The organism is Alteromonas sp. BL110 (genome assembly GCF_003443615.1).
Taxonomy (GTDB): Bacteria; Pseudomonadota; Gammaproteobacteria; order Enterobacterales; family Alteromonadaceae; genus Alteromonas.
Genome location: NZ_CP031967.1, coordinates 4,229,952 through 4,246,850, shown reverse-complemented (window position 1 = coordinate 4,246,850; position 16,899 = coordinate 4,229,952). Strand labels below are relative to the sequence as shown.

Genomic DNA, 16,899 nt, shown 5'->3' with positions numbered 1-16,899 from the left:
ACTGCAAATTAATGAAATGTAACGGTTTATCCGTGATAGTTATTTGCTATCAGTAAACGCTAAGACCTGCCGACTGCATAACTCCAACTTTTCCAATAAGAAAACCTCTTACCAATTAGACATTAAAAAATGTTAATCATTCTTAATCTAATCTTCTGTTTTCAACGTTACAACGTTATCTGGTATCGAGTATTAAACTTCGTATACATGAATCGCGGCGACTTATTTTTGAAGGTTTAGTCATGAATGACGTTACACAGCTCATATTGATGTATTTCATTATACCGCTGTGGTTCACAGCGGGAATAGTAGACTGGTTTTGCCATCGCAGCAGTAATATTGCTGCTACCGCAGGTCCAAAAGAGTCCTTAATTCATCTATTGATGTTTTTAGAGGTGGGAATACCGCTTTTCTTGGTTCTTCTTTTTGAAGTGAATAGCTTAATTATAGCTGTAGGTATAGTGTTTTTCTTCTTACATGAGTTAACAGCACTGTGGGACGTTAGTTACGCGGTAACGAAAAGAAGAGTAGGGCCTATTGAGCAGCATGTGCACAGTTTTCTAGAGATGATACCGCTGCTTGCACTGATATTGGTGATCGCCAGACATTGGTCACACTTTATTGCGTTATTGGGATTGGGCGAAAATCCTGCTGATTTTGGCCTGCGGTTCAAGCAAGAACCCCTACCAACGTGGTACTTACTGTCAGTTATAGCCGTCGCTACTATTTTAGAGTTTTTACCTTATATAGAGGAGTTGATAAGAGGTATGAAAGCAAAAGAAAAAAGTTCACGAGATAAAGCTGCTTTTTCGCCAGAAAACGAAAACCAGCCAAATAATAAGGCGGACGTGTCACATCAGGATGCAGAAGCTGCGAGCCCTTATGCTTCATCTGTCGCAGGTGAAGAAGACCCAGGTGTAGCTCTAGAAGAATGGGTAGAAAGCAACAAAAAGTGACGCTTTAACAGCAAGTGTTAAAAGGGAAGCTAAATCGCAATAAAAATAGCGTCGCTTTTGTCTAATCAGTTATGAACAAAACCCGAATCTTGTCTATAAGGTGCCTTGTGAGGTTAATAAGATTTCAACAAGGCACCGCAATATAAAAAGCGCTGTATAAAACGCAGTAGGTAAACATCGTTGCTACAAAGGTTGTTACTGATAACTTAAAAGCCCGCCTAGTACTTACGACGTTTTAGCCCTGTTTCTGCCAAAATCTTTGCCGAAATCTCTTCTATTGAATATTTAGTACTATTTAAAAACGGGATCTTTTCCTTTCTATACAAGTTTTCTACTTCACGAAGTTCCATTCGACATTGTGGCAGCGATGCATATTTGCTGTTTGCACGGCGCTCTGAACGTATTTGATGGAGTCTATCCGCTGCAATCGTTAGCCCAAATAGCTTATGCTTAAACCTACGCAGGGCGGGGGGAGCTTTAGCATGTCGCCCATGTCCTCTTCTGTAAAAGGGTAGTTAGCGGCTTTTATTCCGTATTGAAGGGCTAGATAGAGGCTTGTAGGAGTTTTACCCGAGCGCGACACGCCGGTAAGGATAATATCGGCCTCATCGTAGTCTTTTAAGTTTGAACCATCATCATTGGCCAACGCATAGTTTACGGCTTCAATTCTAATGTCGTAAGTGGTTTCATGGATACTATGTGTACGATGTTTTTCTGGTTTTGAAGGAACACCCAATACTTTTTCTAACGGCGCGACAAACTGGTCGAGAAAATTATAGTTAATGCCTACGGATTTAGAGATTATCTTGCGAATATCTACATTCACAATTGTATAAAAAACGAGCGGCCTTTCTCCGGTGTCTTGAAAACTTTCAGAAATTTGCTGCAAAACTTTGTGGGCTTGTTCCTCAGTTTCAACGAAAGGAATGGTGTTGTGATTGAAAGAAACGGGAAACAGAGAAAGCAGGGCGTGGCCAAAGACCTCTGCAGTGATGGCTGTACCATCTGAAATATAAAAAGCTGTGCGCACAACATATCCTTAACATTGGTGTAATTTTATTACAAAAGTAATAAAGGGTTTACTTTCTGAATTTCCCCATTCTAAGATGATTTCGTCGAAAAGCTACACGGTTCTTGTGAATGACAGCAAATATCAAAGGTTCGCTGTCAAACGTAATGGACAGCGTTAACGGTGGTATCCACCATATTTCGACGACAATTTAATGAGTTTCAGGTGATAAAAAGCACAAACCTGAAATAAACCTCATACCCTACACATAAAAAAGCTGGAGGCTTGGGCTGTGCAAGAATACGTACTTTGGTATCAAGAACTGGGCATGCATGATGTTGGTCGCGTAGGCGGCAAAAATGCATCATTGGGCGAGATGATTTCAAACCTGGCGAACGCCGGTGTGCAGGTGCCGGGTGGTTTTGCTACCACCGCCGAAGCATTTAATGAGTTTTTAGAGCAAAGCGGCCTAGAAGCGCGCATCCACGAAGTCTTAGACTCGTTAGACGTAGACGATGTAAATGCACTGACTGAAGCAGGTAAAAACATTCGTCAGTGGATCATCGACACGCCGTTCCAAGGCAAATTAGAAGAAGAAATTAAAACGGCGTTTGTTACGCTACAGGGCGATGCAGGTGAAGAAGCTTCATTTGCAGTGCGTTCTTCCGCTACCGCAGAAGATATGCCTGATGCATCTTTCGCAGGGCAACAAGAAACTTTCCTAAACGTTAAAGGTTATGAAGCCGTGCTGGTGGCAATTAAGCACGTATTTGCATCACTGTTTAACGACCGCGCTATTTCTTATCGCGTTCACCAAGGCTACGACCATAAAGGTGTGGCACTATCTGCTGGTATTCAGCGCATGGTGCGCAGTGATATCGCTTCATCGGGCGTTATGTTTACTATAGATACCGAGTCTGGTTTTGAAGACGTGGTATTTATTACCAGTTCATTTGGTTTAGGCGAAATGGTGGTACAGGGTGCCGTTAACCCTGATGAATTCTATGTGCACAAGCCAACGCTAGACAAAGGCTTACCTGCTATCGTTCGTCGTAACCTAGGCAGCAAGCTTACTAAGATGGTGTATTCAGACGATGAAGCTCATGGTAAGCAAGTATCTATTGTTGATATTGATGCTGCCGACAGCAAAACCTTCTCGTTGACTGACGACGAAGTAATGGAACTTGCTAAACAAGCACAAATCATTGAAAAGCACTACAAACGCCCAATGGACATCGAATGGGCCAAAGATGGCGCAGACGGCAAACTTTATATTGTTCAGGCTCGCCCAGAAACAGTGCGCAGTCGTGAAGACTCACAAAGTATTGAGCGTTTCCAATTAAAAGGTCAGAGCAATATTGTTGTTGAAGGCCGTGCAATTGGTCACAAAATAGGTGCTGGTGTAGCGAAGGTACTTGATTCAATTGAAGAGATGGACAAAATCCAAGCGGGTGATGTGCTGGTAACTGACATGACAGACCCAGACTGGGAGCCTATCATGAAGAAGGCGTCTGCGATTGTTACTAATCGTGGTGGCCGTACCTGTCACGCGGCAATCATTGCTCGTGAGTTAGGTATTCCAGCGGTAGTAGGTTGTGGTAACGCAACTGACAGCATTAAAAATGGCGACAAGATTACTGTGTCTTGCGCTGAAGGTGACACCGGCTTCATTTATGGCGACGAACTAGAGTTCGACGTTGTGACCTCACGCATTGACGCTATGCCAGAGCTACCGCTTAAAGTGATGATGAACGTGGGTAACCCAGACCGTGCATTCGACTTTGCGCGCTTGCCAAACGCAGGTGTTGGTCTTGCTCGCCTTGAGTTCATTATTAACCGTATGATTGGTGTACACCCTAAAGCGCTACTTAATTTCGACAGCCAACCAGAAGAGTTGAAAGAAGAAATAAGCGATATGATTGCAGGCTACGAATCGCCTACGGAATACTACATTGAAAAATTGGTGGAAGGTATTTCAACTATCGGTGCAGCCTTCTCGCCAGAGAAAGTTATCGTTCGTATGTCAGATTTTAAATCGAACGAATACTTCAACCTAGTGGGTGGTTATCAATACGAGCCAGATGAAGAAAACCCAATGTTAGGTTTCCGCGGTGCGAGCCGCTATATTTCTGAAGACTTCCGCGATTGTTTTGCCCTTGAATGTGAAGCGATTAAACGGGTTCGAAACAAAATGGGATTGACCAACGTTGAGATCATGATCCCGTTTGTTCGCACGCTAGAAGAAGGTCGTCAGGTTATTGAACTTCTTGAAGAGCAGGGCCTTAAGAAAGGCGAAAATGGCCTTCGCGTTATCATGATGTGTGAACTGCCATCGAACGCTTTGCTTGCCGATAAGTTCTTGGATATCTTCGATGGTTTCTCAATCGGCTCTAATGACTTAACGCAGCTAACGCTGGGGCTAGATCGAGACAGTGGCCTTATTGCAAACTTATTTGACGAGCGTGACGAAGCAGTGAAAGCCCTACTTTCAATGGCGATCCGAGCTGCGAAGAAACGCGGCAAATACGTGGGCATTTGTGGTCAAGGCCCATCAGACCACGAAGATTTCGCAGCCTGGTTAGTAGATGAGGGGATCGATTCGGTATCACTTAACCCTGATACTGTCGTGGAGACATGGCTATATCTTGCTGAAAAGCACGGCTAAAGCCCATTCGAAGAGTTCTATATCTGCAAGGTGACTTGTCAATGTGGCGCTCAGTCGATACGAGTAGAAAAGAGACCTTTTGGTCTCTTTTTTTGTTAAAGGAATACTCAAAGCGTGGTACCGATTTAACTAAGTTTTATGCCAGCGTTACATTCCTCAAATAAACTATGGTTATTTCGTAAAAGTATGCGCTTTTGGTCATTGTTCACATGACTTTATGTAATTAAAAATGTAATATTACAATGTGACTTACAAATTGTGATTTAGATTAATAATTAACTTGGTTGAATTCTTATGGCACATAATGATAGCGCGGTTTCAGTAAATAATTCCGAAGAAAATGTAATGCAATCAGGCTCTGTGGCCGAGCAGCTGGCGCAAGCGCAAAAAGAAATTAACGAACTTAAAATGAAGCTTATGTGGATGGAACGCAATTACGAGTAAGTATTGCGTATCAAATTAAGGGTGGAACTAGCGCCAATTGACCACTTGAACAGTTTTAGTTTCGTAAGCTTTCAAATAGACATTCAGTTTTGCTTTTAAAAAAAGGGTAATCACACCATTTTGTGATTACCCTTTTTTCTTTTAAAATTCACTAATACCGCGATGGTTTTTATTCGCGGTAATGGTGAGTTTCTAAGCTTTTAGCTGGTCACCTATAGGTAACTGTCGAATACGTTTACCGCACGCAGCAAATATCGCGTTACAAAGTGCTGGTGCAAATACCGGCGTAGCTGGCTCTCCTACACCTGCTGGAGGCGCATCGCTTTCAATCACTTCAACGTCTACCTCTAACGGTGAATCGCTCATGCGCGGAACGCGATAATCGTGGAAGTTACTTTGCTGCACACGGCCTTCATTAAAGGTAATACCATCGCTTATCGCGGTGGTTAGTCCGAAAACTAGCCCGCCTTGTACTTGGTTTTTAACGGTATCAGTGTTAACTACTGTACCTGCGTCAATCGCAGCCCAAGACTTAATGATACGAAGCTCTCCCTTTTCAGTAACTTCAACTTCGACTACAGCGGCAACGTAGGTTAGGAAGCTACGGTGAGCAGCAATGCCCAAGCCTCGGTCTTTAGGCATTTTCCGTCCCCAATCAGCCATAGACGCCGCTTTTTCGATAACATGCCTGAGGCGCCCTATGTCTAAAGGGTATTCTTCTTTGTCTGCGCCATAGTTATCGTAGTCAGCGCCTTGTTCTGTAACATCTACTATGCGTGAAGGCCCTATGGTTTCCAGTAAATAGTCTTTAGGGTCGCGTCCAGCTTTATGCGCAGCCTCAGCTATGAAAGATTGTATGGCAAAAGCATGGAAGATATTAGAGACTGATCGCATCCAGCCAACGCGTGCCATAGCTTTTGCGTTTCCTACCTCTAGTTTTAAATTAGGCGTGTTAATAGGGTTATCTGTAAACCCTAAGCGTAATTCAAAGCCCATCGGCGTTGTTGCGCCTTTTTGGAAAAGCGCCGCTATTGGGGAAAAGGCAGTTCTATGTAGGTAAGCGTCTATTGCCCCGTTATCATCCAAACTTGCTTCAACGTGTTGAGCAGATACCGCGTGATAGAAACCGTGTTGAATATCATCTTCGCGGGTCCACTGTACGCGTATTGGCAGCCCAGTCTTCATTGAAAGATAAGCCGCTTCGGCAGAGAAATCTGGTTTCGATTTTCGGCCAAAACCACCACCTAACATAGTGACATTGACTTCCACCTTTTCCTTAGGTATCCCTAATAACGCTGAAATAGTCGCCATATCTGCTTGCGGGTTTTGCGTAGCAGCCCATACTTTTACTGCGCCGTCTTTAAAGAATGCTGTGGCGCACGGAGGCTCCATAGGTGCTTGCGCGAGGTGAGGAATATAATAATCTGCAATGAGTTTATTAGACGACTTCGATAATACCGCGGCAGCATTACCTTTTTCTCGAACATGCGCTTGAGATGAGTTAACTGTAGAAAGTAGCTCGGTCTTAAAAGCTTCAGAATTGTACGCGCTATTTTCGCCGTCATCCCACTCTACCTTTAATGCTTTGCGGGCTTGCCACGCTGCCCAAGTATTTTTTGCAATTATGGCAATGCCGCCTTTCGGCTGAAACTGCAGTGCGCCACTAGGCGCCGGTATCTCTACTATATCTACTACGCCCGACATCGCCTTAGCAGCTTTACTGTCAACGCGCTTTACTCTGCCTCCGACAACAGGTGGGCGCATCACAACGGCAACCATAGTATTAGGAATTCTTACATCCGCAGCGAAAGTCGCTGAACCAGTCACAAGATCGTGTAAATCGATATGCGCCATTCCAGTATTAATGTAGCGCCACTCGTCTCTACTTTTTAGCGTAATCTCTTCTGAAGCGGGTGGAATGAAATGAATAGCGTCGTTAACTAGCTCTTTATACGATAATGTTTTGCCGGAGGTGTGACTCACTACATGTTGGTTCGCCGTGCAGGTATCGGCAGGCACGCCCCAACGCTTGGCAGCAGCATGTTGCATCATGTAGCGTACGCTGGCGCCCATTTCACGAAGTCGTTGCATATTGTAGCGTATGCTTCTTGAACCGTCTGTGTTTTGGTCGCCGTATTTAGGGTCGCCTTTACCTTGTATAACGATAACCTTATCCCAAGCCGCTTCCATTTCGTCTGCCACAATTTGAGCAATTGCGGTACGGATCTGCTGTCCCATTTCACTACGGTGGCAGGTAACTTCAACCATTCCGTCTGGACGAAGTGCAATAAACAAGTTTGCTCGCTTTGCATTATCGGCGGGTTTAGCCAGAACGCCAGCCATAGCGCGAGGAGCGCTGCCCATAAAATAGGTACCTAGTACCAATGCACCTGCTGCAGCGGTCGACTTTAAAAAGCTGCGACGATTCATATCAAAATAGGTATTCTGACTCATGCTTCTTCTCCCGTTTTGCTTGGGTCAAAGTAGCTAACACCCGCATTGCCGCTCATTGATTTCGATGCGGACTTTATAGCCTTGTGAATGCGAGGGTATGTGCCGCATCGACAGATGTTGCCCGACATATTCTGAACAATCTCTTCGTCGTTCGGTGTTGGGTTGGTTGATAACAGGCTGGCAGCTTGCATAATTTGACCGCACTGGCAGAAACCACATTGTGGTACTTTGTGTTCTACCCACGCTTTTTGGACTGGGTGATCGCCATTTTCGCTTAGCCCTTCAATGGTGGTAATTTTTTTGCCTTGAACGGCTGAAACAGGTAATACGCAAGAGCGTTGTGCCATACCGTCAATGTGAACAGTACACGCGCCACATTGCGCCATACCACAGCCAAACTTAGGTCCTGTAAGGTTTAATTCGTCACGAAGGTACCACAACACTGGTGTTGAAGGGTCACCAGAGAATTCGTGTTTGTTACCATTAACGGTAAACGTGATCATGGTCTTGTCTCCATAGGTAAGCTATAAATATGAACTACCCAAGCAGTACTGCGTTATTTGAACACACTACAGAATTCATACTTATACGGTTACATTGCCTGATGATACGAACTATCTAAGATGCTGAGCATGCAAAGATAAATGCCACTACTTTTATTATTTAAGGCTTCGCAATTGTTTATTTAAATTACGTTAACACGCATTGCATCGTTACGCATTTACATAAGATTAAATGTTAGGTGTCTGCGATAAAATAACGTAAGAACCGCGAAAGAAATTCTTATGCAGTAAAAGGAGTATAGTGTTGTGTGGGCGAGGCGTGTATATGAAGAGGGGAAAAGCTCCGGTAAGCGCTATCGAAGCTTTCGCAAAAGAAGAAAACGGTCTATTTTGCGTGCGCTCATTGTCATTGTTCGCTGGCTATACTTAAGCCAGCTACGTGCTCTAGGCCAGTCGTAACTTAGCAGTACTAACCCTGCTATAACAAAAAGGATAGAGCCAGGAAGTAGTGTCAAAACAATTCCGCCAACAAATAAAATTGCTCCCAGAGTAAGTCTTAGTATACGCATTTGCCTGAACTCGTCTTATAACGCTAGATGTCTTTATAGTGTCGCCCAACCGCATCGGTTTGCCAATAATAAAAATGTAAATGTTTGTGCCTGTCTAATATAAAAAGGCAGGTTGTTTAAATATCAAAAAAATAATATTAGAGGGCAGGCACAAAGTTAACATCGCACTATTGTCGATTAATTAATCGTTTAAAAGCTCAACGCTTATGATCTGTCTGATTGCGCTAGAAAGCGTGCTAGAAATGCAGTACAAAGGGGCACACACAAAGTGATAATTAGCGCTCTTTGAAAAAAGAACGGTGTAAAGCCGTAATCTATAACGCGCGTATTGCTTGGGAATTCACGCAACGAGAATTTTGCGCGATAACAAAAAATATAAGAAAGAGATTAATCATGGCTGAACAACAAGAAAGACAACCTATCAGTGAAGAAGAACACGCGAATTGGGTAAGAGAGCAGTTTCAGAAAGCAAATAAGTTTCTAGCAGAAAATGGTGTGTTGTTTGACACTGTTATTACTGAAGATAGCCGTTACTTAATGCCATATTTAGCAGTGTGGAAGATTAAAGCAATGGACGGTAAGCTTTACTGGGTAATTAGTGGAGACTTACCATCTGATTACACCTCAATAGATAACGCGAAAAATGCTAAAGAAGTATTGCGTCATTTTTCTATGCATTGGCAACTTAAAGCAGAAAACTTGATTAACGCAAAAGGTGCTGACGAAAGCCAAAAGGCGTTTGGAGAGCTTCTAGTGAATCGTGCTGAAAGCTTATTCGCGATGCAAAATACGCCAGAACTTTGGGTGTAACAAGCAAGGCTTTCAATTAGTTTACTTTGCGCTAGGTTACAAGTGACTTAGTGAAGCTGGGTGACGTCTGGCAGAGGGAATCGCTCTGCCGGACATTGAAGCCTTTGTCTGGGAACGCCCGCGTCCATAAACACGTTGCCATCTGGTTTAAACCCGATAGATTGGTGATATGACACGCTTTCCAAATTACAGATAACTTTAATAATCGGAAGGTTATTTTGTTTAGCCGCTGCAATTAAAGCGCCAAACAAAGCGCGGTATACCGGAAGTGTTCTGTGACAGCGCTTAACGGCAATTCGGCCTAGTTCACCTTTTTTCGTTAAGCGCCCTGTAGCAATGGGTTCGTTTTGATCATTGACTATAAGCACATGGCACGCAGAGCTATCGTGTTCGTCGAACTCGCTAGCTTCTGGTACTTGCCACTCTAAAACAAATACATGTTCCCTAAGTGCTTTAAGTCGATGTTTATCCTTTTCCCAATCGACGTTTTGTATAGTAAACGCCATATTTTCCTGTTAATCCTCGGCCCATTCCCAATAACCATTATTAACAAGTGTAGTTAAGGTTTCTAAAAATGTAAAAGAGGGCGCATCTTGGCAGCATGTTGCGTTCAAAACGGCACCCGATGCTAGCACTTCAAACCATTCTTGGTCACTTTTCGCAAACGCAAATTGACTTCCGTTTACATAAAGAGCACGGGGTAAGCCTCGTTTGCCATCGCAAATTAACGCGCGAATGCCGGGCGCAGGAGCAAAGCTAATGCCCGCCGCAAATTCATTTGAAATCTGCTCTAAGGTGACTTCATCTTCGAGAGGGAATTCCGGAACCCCTTGCTCGCTCATGGCTTCTAGAAGGGAAAGAGTGAAATCTTCGCTATTGATCGCGTCTATTAGTTGCTGTTTTAGTGCCGCAATATCGCTAGCATTAACCAATGCGCTGCTTGATTGTATTGCTCGGCCTGCATCGGTAAAACGGTAATTTCTAGCACCTTTATCCAGCATCATTGCCAAGCTTTCCGCTAATTGGAGATTGTCTGGTGCGCGATAGCCCACAGAATAGGTCAAGCTGTCTTCAATAGTTGCGCCATCATGAGGCCACCCCGGCGGCACGTATACCACATCACCAGGCTCACAAGTAACGTCTATAACAGGTTCAAAACCTTCAATTTGTCTCAGTTTTGGGTGTGGGCACACTTCTTTGTAGTCTGCAGGCTTACCTACACGCCAGCGTCTTTTTCCTTTGCCTTGTACAAGAAATACATCGTATTGGTCGATGTGAGCCCCTACGCCTGCTCCGGTAGTTGAGAAGCTTACCATCAGGTCGTCTAGTCGCCAGTCTGGAACAAAAGAGAAAGGCGCAAGGATTGGCGCAACGTCCGGTACATATTTATCTACGCCCTGCACAAGTAGTGTCCATTTGCCCCTGCACGCTTCTTCGAAGTCGCTAATTGGCCCTTGTTCAACGTGCCAGTTTCCCTGACGATTACTGATGATCCGAGCGTCGACATCAGACTCTTGTGCGAGTCCTGCTAAATCGTTTTCATCAATAGGATCTGCAAAGTTTGGAAAGAAATTCTTTATTATCACCGGCTTTTGCTGCCAGTAATGCTTCAAGAAAATTTCGGTATTAAAGCTTGTACCTGTTTGTGCATCAATAAAGTACGTCTTGTCGTTGGTGCTCATAGCATCTCTTTTTTGTAAGCCATGTTTATGGGGTTCCCTCGCAGAGCTTAGTGAAAGTAATTACACAAAGCGCGGTTTATATGTTGCATAAAGCATAAGTGAGCGCATTACATAGACGAAAGCGTAAACTTAGAACTAAGGCGAGGTGATAGTGTAAAAACGGCATTATCAATTATTGAAAAGGGGATTGCCACCTTAGTGTCTAAAAAGCTTAGCGGGTAGAGTTGATGATAAGCATAGGCTATTCATGGAAAGTATTAGAAGCATAGAAAATAAAGATAAGGCTTGTTACTCAAATGGTGTTTTTGCTCTTGTGGCTACCTAGCAAATGTATGCATTCAATGATGCTGTTTTGACTTTAATCTGCGTGTTGTAAAGCGCTAGCGGGCCCACTTGATTAGTTAAAAGCCAAAATTCACTTGGTTTTTTGTTACCGATATTAGACGTAGAGTTATTAGATTCAGATAGTTTAGCTGAACCTTCGGTTACTGGAGAGCCAGCTTTTACACTACTTGGGTTTAGCACGTGATAGGTTTTTTCACATATGGCAATAGTGTTAGGTGCAGTAAATTGCTCTAGCATTGCTGCTTTGTTTACAGTTGAGCCCCAAACATCAAAGCCTGACGATACGCGAGAAGAGTAACCCGCCAGTAACGCGCCGGCAGCAATACCTGAGCGAAGCTGACAGGATGATGACTTCAGTAAGGTGTTGCTGCTAACAAGGTTACGAGCCTTGATGGCAAACTCTATCGCGCAGTGTGCTACGTCTTGAAATACCGGAAAAAGTTCATATTGATGTGCGTGCTGTAGTGAAGTTCTAGCAAGACTAAATTCACTGCAAAACCCCACGGCAATATACTGGTCGCCGTTGGTTTTTAAGGGCTGGAGCGATAAGTCGTTTGCTATATCATCGAACTGGCTAAATAGTGTTTCCACAATACCAGTACACATTGTGTCACCGTATTGCTTTGCTATAAGTTGATAATTCGACAGGTCACAAAAGATTACAACGGCGCTTTGCACCTCATATTTTACGCTTACACCCTTAATGGCATCGTCTTGTACTTGCTTAGCGTTATGCAAGGTATACGGGTAAGAGGTCTTCAAAGTCGGCCCGCCTTGCTCACTAGGCATGACATGTCCTTTATCAACATTATTGCGTAAGTCCATCTACATGCTCCCAATTAATATCCGTTTAACGAATGAACAAAAAGTAGGTATAAAAAAACGCGGTGCTTATGACCGCGTTTTTAGTGTAGTGGAAAGGTCAGGCCTTTATAACTGATCTACAAGCCTGATTGCGTCACCAATGTAAGTTGCCGGAGATAAGGCTTTCAGCTCTGCTTTAGCAGCATCGGGCATGTCTAAATTATCGATAAACTCGGCAATAACCTCGGCATTTACTTTCTTACCACGAGTTAACTCTTTGAGTTTCTCATAAGGTTTTTCAATACCGTAACGACGCATTACTGTTTGGATAGGCTCTGCTAACAGTTCCCAGTTGTTGTCTAGTTCGTTAAGCAAACTTCGCTCGTTAACTTCTAGCTTACTAATACCTTTTAGCGTGGCTTGATAAGCAATAACTGCATAACCTACACCTACGCCAAGGTTACGTAGTACGGTTGAGTCGGTAAGGTCACGTTGCCAGCGAGAGATAGGAAGCTTAGCTGCTAAATGATCAAAAATAGCGTTCGCCAGACCTAAGTTACCTTCTGAATTTTCGAAATCGATAGGGTTAACTTTGTGTGGCATTGTAGAAGAGCCGATTTCGCCAGCAACAGTCTTCTGCTTAAAGTGACCCAGTGCAATGTAACCCCAAACGTCACGATCGAAATCGATAAGAATGGTGTTAAAGCGGGCAATAGCATCGAACATTTCAGCTATATAATCGTGAGGCTCGATTTGCGTAGTGAACGGGTTCCAGGTAAGGCCAAGTGAGGTAACAAACTTCTCTGAAACGCCGTGCCAGTCTACATCTTTATAGGCCGACAAATGCGCATTGTAGTTGCCCACTGCACCGTTAATTTTGCCAAGCAGTTCAACACCCGCAATCTGACTGCGCTGACGCTTCAAGCGAATAGCCACGTTTGCCATCTCTTTACCCATAGTAGTCGGGGAGGCTGGCTGACCGTGGGTACGGGCCATCATAGGTACATTCTGATAGCGCTTAGCAAGTTCTACTAGCGCTTCGATTAATTTATCGCAGTAAGGAAGAATAACGGTCTCGCGAGCTTCACGGAGCATTAAGCCATGTGAAAGGTTGTTGATGTCTTCAGACGTACATGCAAAGTGAATAAACTCGTTAACCGAAGAAAGCTCACTGTTGTCTGCTACTTGCTCTTTAAGGAAGTATTCAACGGCTTTTACATCGTGGTTTGTAGTGCGCTCAATTTCTTTGATGCGCATGGCATCTTCAACGCTAAATTCAGCTACTATTTTGTCTAGTAGTGCATTTGACGTGTCTGAAAAGGCAGGAACTTCTTCAATTTGTGGGTTAGTAGACAGCATTTGCAACCAACGTACTTCTACTTCTACACGGTATTTTAACAAGCCGTATTCACTGAAAATACTGCGTAATTCTACGCTTTTGCCAGCATATCGACCATCGACAGGGGAAATTGCAGTTAACTGACTCAGTTCCACCTTAAGCTCCTCACTAGTTTATTAATCGTAGTGCTTTAACAGCACTGTTAAGAATGTGTTTGCGTTTAAATAATATGTTTCTTCGCTTACCGCCCATCTGACGCCACATTACCGCTGCCCTTACGCCTGCAAGTAAAAGGGCACGCACTTTGTGCTGATTAGCAGGTTGGCTCAAATAATCTGGGTTCCCCGCCACCTGAATACGTGGTGCAAGGGGGCTGATGATGTCGCTGTAAATACTTGCTAATGAGGAAACAATTTGCGGATTTTGGAAGTCTACGTGGGCAAGCTGGCGCTGAACGTGTGAAATGCGTTCGCCCAGTTCCTGCATTGCTTTAGGTTTTCTCGCTAGCTTTCTTTCAAGACCTAGGATACTCGCAATATAGCGGGTTAGCTCTGTATCTTTTGTTGCTTGTTTGTCTGACAACTGTGCAGCGAGTGTGGTGTAACCGGTTTTTAAGTTGGCCAGTTGGCCGAAAACCTGTTGAGGCGTTTCTGGGTCAGTAACCAGTATGCTCGATAAGCTGGCTTCAATTGCTTCATTTTCAGCAGAGCCTCGTCTGGCCAGCTGCTGCACTAGCGCAGCAGCCTGACATACCCCAGCGAGGGCCAAATTATTTTCTATATCGGTATCTAGCATCAGCGAATGTAACTCTCAATAATACCGCCACCAAGGCAAACTTCTTCACTGTAAAATACCGCCGACTGCCCCGGTGTTACTGCTTTTTGTGGCTCATCAAACACAACTTCGATGGTGTCGTTTTCAATTGGCGTAATAGTACAAGGAATATCCGCCTGACGATAACGCGTCTTCACTACTGCGCGCATGGGCTCAGTTAGTGTTTTTCTGTCTACCCAGTGTAGCTGCTTGGCAACCAAACCTTTTGAATAAAGGCGTGGGTGATCGGCACCTTGACCTACAATAAGTACATTGCGGGCTACGTCTTTATCTACTACATACCAAGGGTCATCACCGTATTTAGCTAAACCGCCAATGTGAAGACCTTTACGCTGACCTAAAGTGTGATACATCAAGCCTTCGTGTTGCCCGATTTCCTCGCCTTCTGCGGTTTCGATAACGCCAGGCTGCGCGGGAAGGTAACGGGCTAGGAAGTCTTTAAACTTGCGTTCGCCGATAAAGCAGATCCCAGTTGAATCTTTTTTATCGTGCGTAATGAGCCCTTGTTCTTCAGCGATTTTGCGCACCAGTGGTTTTTCAATATCCCCCACAGGGAAAAGGGTTTTAGCAACGTGTTCTTCACCCAGTGTATATAAGAAGTAACTTTGGTCTTTGTTGTTATCAAGACCACGCAACATCTGCCATTTGCCGTCTACTTCACGGCGACGGACGTAATGACCAGTAGCAATGTAGTCTGCGCCAAGGTCTTCTGCTGCGAACTCAAGAAACGCTTTAAATTTAATTTCTTTGTTACACATAATATCTGGGTTAGGCGTACGGCCGGCTTTGTATTCCTCTAAGAAATACTCAAATACGTTATCCCAGTATTCAGCAGCAAAGTTGATGGTGTGCAGCTCAATGCCAAGCTTGTCAGCAACCGCCTGTGCATCTTTTAAATCTTCCGCTGCAGCACAATATTCATCGTTATCATCTTCTTCCCAGTTTTTCATGAAAAGGCCTTCAACCTGATAGCCCTGCTGTTGAAGCAGGTAGGCTGAAACAGACGAATCGACACCGCCGGACATACCGACGATCACTTTTTTGCTGGCGTTAGATTCAATATCACTCACTATGGATTGCACACTCATTTGATTAATAAAAAAGAAACCTTATTTGCTAATGGGGTTATGCATTAACATACTCATTAATTTGCCAATACAGTTACTCATTTGGTGGGCTACTCCACCAAGCTACTATTCACTAAGCTACTATGTAAGCTGCAACATGAGCTTCACCGTAAGCTTTACAGTAAGAAAGCACGAACAAACAGGCCCGTTTTCGAGGTCGCGGATTTTATCAGATTCCGATCGGTAATTCACATTTAATCCTTATCTGATTAAGTAATTAAATATGTACGTTGCAATGCTTGGTTCTAATGCACAAATAAGTCTGTACACCAACGAACACCAAAAGCTACAGCTAGCCCTATCGGTTACAATAATTTCCAGATTCTCGGTGCCACATTAGTGTGGTCGACAAAGGTGAATTCAAGTATGAGGTTTGCCTTTAACATTAAAAGCTCACGTATTTACCATTTTCAATTCCATCTATGGTCCAGTTGCCTACTCGATACCTGATAAGGCGAAGGGTAGGGAAACCTACGTGTGCGGTCATACGCCTTACTTGCCGGTTTCTGCCCTCTGTGATGGTAATCGCCACCCAGCTAGTTGGGATAGATTGCCTGAAACGCACCGGTGGATTCCTTGGCCATACATCAGGCTCCTGCATTGCTTTTACTTTGGCAGGGCGGGTCATGCCGTCTTTTAATTCAACGCCGTCGCGCAACGCCTGCATAGCTTTTTCGTCCATTACTCCTTCTACCTGCACCCAATAGGTTTTGCTGGTCTTGGCTTTGGGATTAGCAAGTTTGTGTTGAAGCTTACCATCATTGGTCAGTACTAAAAGGCCTTCAGAATCTCGGTCTAAACGCCCAGCAGCGTAGACATCGGGAATGTCGATATAATCTTTGAGCGTCTCTCTGCCGTCCGCGTCGGTGAATTGAGAAAGAACTTGAAAAGGCTTATTAAACAGCACCACTTTGGCGTTTGAAGACATGTTATTTCCGCTTATTGATTGTCGAGATTTCGAGGGGATTTTACTTCAAATCGAATTAACGCGCTTGATAAAATTCAGCATAAATAGCGGTTTGTGTACGGTAGTTTGTCGATAAATTCGGTGATCTTATGTGCTAAGACAATGGTATGACTTGTAACTCAAACTTTCGACCCTATACTAATGGTCGCTCCCATTTTTATAAGAGAGCGCATCTGCATAATTATTAGACAGTTTTAGCAGTGACAAGCGGGCTTGCTTGTACATCAGACCTCGCCGCTTTGCGTGACTATTTAGTTAAGCGCATGGCTACGAGGGGCTTATTGCTAACATAGGGAATTGAATAATATGCAGGGAAGAAAACAGCAAGTGACCTAGTGCTTAATAAAAAGCAAAAGGTGGAAAACATCAAATACGTTTCGCAATGACTGTG

13 protein-coding genes and 2 pseudogenes are annotated in these 16,899 nt (G+C 44.0%); 4 read left to right on the top strand and 11 right to left on the bottom strand.

Translation table 11 applies throughout. The annotated features are described in order from the left end of the window. The first annotated feature begins 242 nt into the window (after positions 1 to 242). Positions 243 to 956 carry a diguanylate cyclase gene (locus tag D1814_RS18505; RefSeq protein ID WP_118495120.1) on the top strand — a complete coding sequence of 238 codons (714 nt, stop codon included), beginning with the start codon at positions 243 to 245 and terminating at the stop codon, positions 954 to 956. Between the two features lie 218 nt (positions 957 to 1,174). On the opposite strand, the pseudogene ppsR reads toward D1814_RS18505, so the two are convergent. Beyond that, a pseudogene (gene ppsR / locus D1814_RS18500) lies at positions 1,175 to 1,986 on the bottom strand (posphoenolpyruvate synthetase regulatory kinase/phosphorylase PpsR). A gap of 271 nt (positions 1,987 to 2,257) precedes the next feature. Here ppsR and ppsA point away from each other — a divergent pair. Continuing rightward, positions 2,258 to 4,630 carry a phosphoenolpyruvate synthase gene (gene ppsA / locus D1814_RS18495; RefSeq protein WP_118495119.1) on the top strand — a complete coding sequence of 791 codons (2,373 nt, stop codon included), beginning with the start codon at positions 2,258 to 2,260 and terminating at the stop codon, positions 4,628 to 4,630. Between the two features lie 294 nt (positions 4,631 to 4,924). Beyond that, the gene (locus tag D1814_RS19470; RefSeq protein WP_162889844.1) at positions 4,925 to 5,074 is read left to right on the top strand and encodes a hypothetical protein; all 150 of its coding nucleotides are present in this window, start codon (positions 4,925 to 4,927) and stop codon (positions 5,072 to 5,074) included. A 192-nt stretch (positions 5,075 to 5,266) separates the two neighbouring features. Here D1814_RS19470 and D1814_RS18490 read toward each other — a convergent pair whose 3' ends face one another. The 3 genes and pseudogenes from D1814_RS18490 to D1814_RS19830 all read right to left on the bottom strand — a co-directional run. After that, a complete protein-coding gene (locus D1814_RS18490; RefSeq protein ID WP_118495118.1) occupies positions 5,267 to 7,528 on the bottom strand; it encodes a xanthine dehydrogenase family protein molybdopterin-binding subunit in 2,262 nt (753 codons plus the stop codon). Continuing rightward, positions 7,525 to 8,031 carry a (2Fe-2S)-binding protein gene (locus tag D1814_RS18485; RefSeq protein ID WP_118495117.1) on the bottom strand — a complete coding sequence of 169 codons (507 nt, stop codon included), beginning with the start codon at positions 8,029 to 8,031 and terminating at the stop codon, positions 7,525 to 7,527. The genes D1814_RS18490 and D1814_RS18485 overlap by 4 nt, the downstream gene beginning before the upstream one ends. Before the next feature lie 476 nt (positions 8,032 to 8,507). Beyond that, positions 8,508 to 8,600 (bottom strand): annotated as a pseudogene (locus D1814_RS19830) (tellurium resistance protein TerC); the annotation flags it as partial. Positions 8,601 to 8,993: 393 nt separating this feature from the next. On the opposite strand from D1814_RS19830, the gene D1814_RS18475 reads away from it, so the two are divergent. After that, complete coding sequence (locus tag D1814_RS18475) at positions 8,994 to 9,410, top strand: DUF4826 family protein (RefSeq protein ID WP_118495115.1); 417 nt, start codon at positions 8,994 to 8,996, stop codon at positions 9,408 to 9,410. A gap of 47 nt (positions 9,411 to 9,457) precedes the next feature. Here D1814_RS18475 and D1814_RS18470 read toward each other — a convergent pair whose 3' ends face one another. The 7 genes from D1814_RS18470 to D1814_RS18440 all read right to left on the bottom strand — a co-directional run bounded on the left by D1814_RS18470 (position 9,458) and on the right by D1814_RS18440 (position 16,469). After that, positions 9,458 to 9,916 (bottom strand): GNAT family N-acetyltransferase, encoded by a 459-nt coding sequence (locus D1814_RS18470; protein WP_118495114.1) that lies wholly within the window; start codon positions 9,914 to 9,916, stop codon positions 9,458 to 9,460. A gap of 9 nt (positions 9,917 to 9,925) precedes the next feature. Further along, complete coding sequence (locus D1814_RS18465; RefSeq protein WP_118495113.1) at positions 9,926 to 11,092, bottom strand: cupin domain-containing protein; 1,167 nt, start codon at positions 11,090 to 11,092, stop codon at positions 9,926 to 9,928. A gap of 321 nt (positions 11,093 to 11,413) precedes the next feature. Beyond that, complete coding sequence (locus D1814_RS18460) at positions 11,414 to 12,262, bottom strand: adenylate/guanylate cyclase domain-containing protein (RefSeq protein WP_118495112.1); 849 nt, start codon at positions 12,260 to 12,262, stop codon at positions 11,414 to 11,416. Between the two features lie 105 nt (positions 12,263 to 12,367). Beyond that, the gene (purB, locus tag D1814_RS18455) at positions 12,368 to 13,735 is read right to left on the bottom strand and encodes an adenylosuccinate lyase (RefSeq protein ID WP_118495111.1); all 1,368 of its coding nucleotides are present in this window, start codon (positions 13,733 to 13,735) and stop codon (positions 12,368 to 12,370) included. Between the two features lie 13 nt (positions 13,736 to 13,748). After that, complete coding sequence (gene hflD, locus D1814_RS18450; RefSeq protein WP_118495110.1) at positions 13,749 to 14,375, bottom strand: high frequency lysogenization protein HflD; 627 nt, start codon at positions 14,373 to 14,375, stop codon at positions 13,749 to 13,751. After that, positions 14,375 to 15,484: a tRNA 2-thiouridine(34) synthase MnmA gene (gene mnmA, locus D1814_RS18445; RefSeq protein ID WP_442857718.1), complete on the bottom strand. Its 1,110-nt coding sequence runs from the start codon at positions 15,482 to 15,484 to the stop codon at positions 14,375 to 14,377. Before mnmA ends, hflD begins: the two co-directional genes overlap by 1 nt. 442 nt (positions 15,485 to 15,926) lie before the next feature. Next, a complete protein-coding gene (locus D1814_RS18440; protein WP_118495108.1) occupies positions 15,927 to 16,469 on the bottom strand; it encodes an rRNA large subunit pseudouridine synthase E in 543 nt (180 codons plus the stop codon). Positions 16,470 to 16,899: the final 430 nt, after the last annotated feature.

Excerpts from the sequence above, each read along its gene's own strand:
- D1814_RS18505 (WP_118495120.1), top strand. The coding sequence starts at position 243 with ATGAATGACGTTACACAGCTCATATTGATGTATTTCATTATACCGCTG.
- D1814_RS18465 (WP_118495113.1), bottom strand. The coding sequence starts at position 11,092 with ATGAGCACCAACGACAAGACGTACTTTATTGATGCACAAACAGGTACA.
- D1814_RS18470 (WP_118495114.1), bottom strand. The coding sequence starts at position 9,916 with ATGGCGTTTACTATACAAAACGTCGATTGGGAAAAGGATAAACATCGA.
- D1814_RS18460 (WP_118495112.1), bottom strand. The coding sequence starts at position 12,262 with ATGGACTTACGCAATAATGTTGATAAAGGACATGTCATGCCTAGTGAG.
- D1814_RS18475 (WP_118495115.1), top strand. The coding sequence starts at position 8,994 with ATGGCTGAACAACAAGAAAGACAACCTATCAGTGAAGAAGAACACGCG.
- D1814_RS18490 (WP_118495118.1), bottom strand. The coding sequence starts at position 7,528 with ATGAGTCAGAATACCTATTTTGATATGAATCGTCGCAGCTTTTTAAAG.
- D1814_RS19470 (WP_162889844.1), top strand. The coding sequence starts at position 4,925 with ATGGCACATAATGATAGCGCGGTTTCAGTAAATAATTCCGAAGAAAAT.
- D1814_RS18440 (WP_118495108.1), bottom strand. The coding sequence starts at position 16,469 with ATGTCTTCAAACGCCAAAGTGGTGCTGTTTAATAAGCCTTTTCAAGTT.
- hflD (WP_118495110.1), bottom strand. The coding sequence starts at position 14,375 with ATGCTAGATACCGATATAGAAAATAATTTGGCCCTCGCTGGGGTATGT.
- D1814_RS18485 (WP_118495117.1), bottom strand. The coding sequence starts at position 8,031 with ATGATCACGTTTACCGTTAATGGTAACAAACACGAATTCTCTGGTGAC.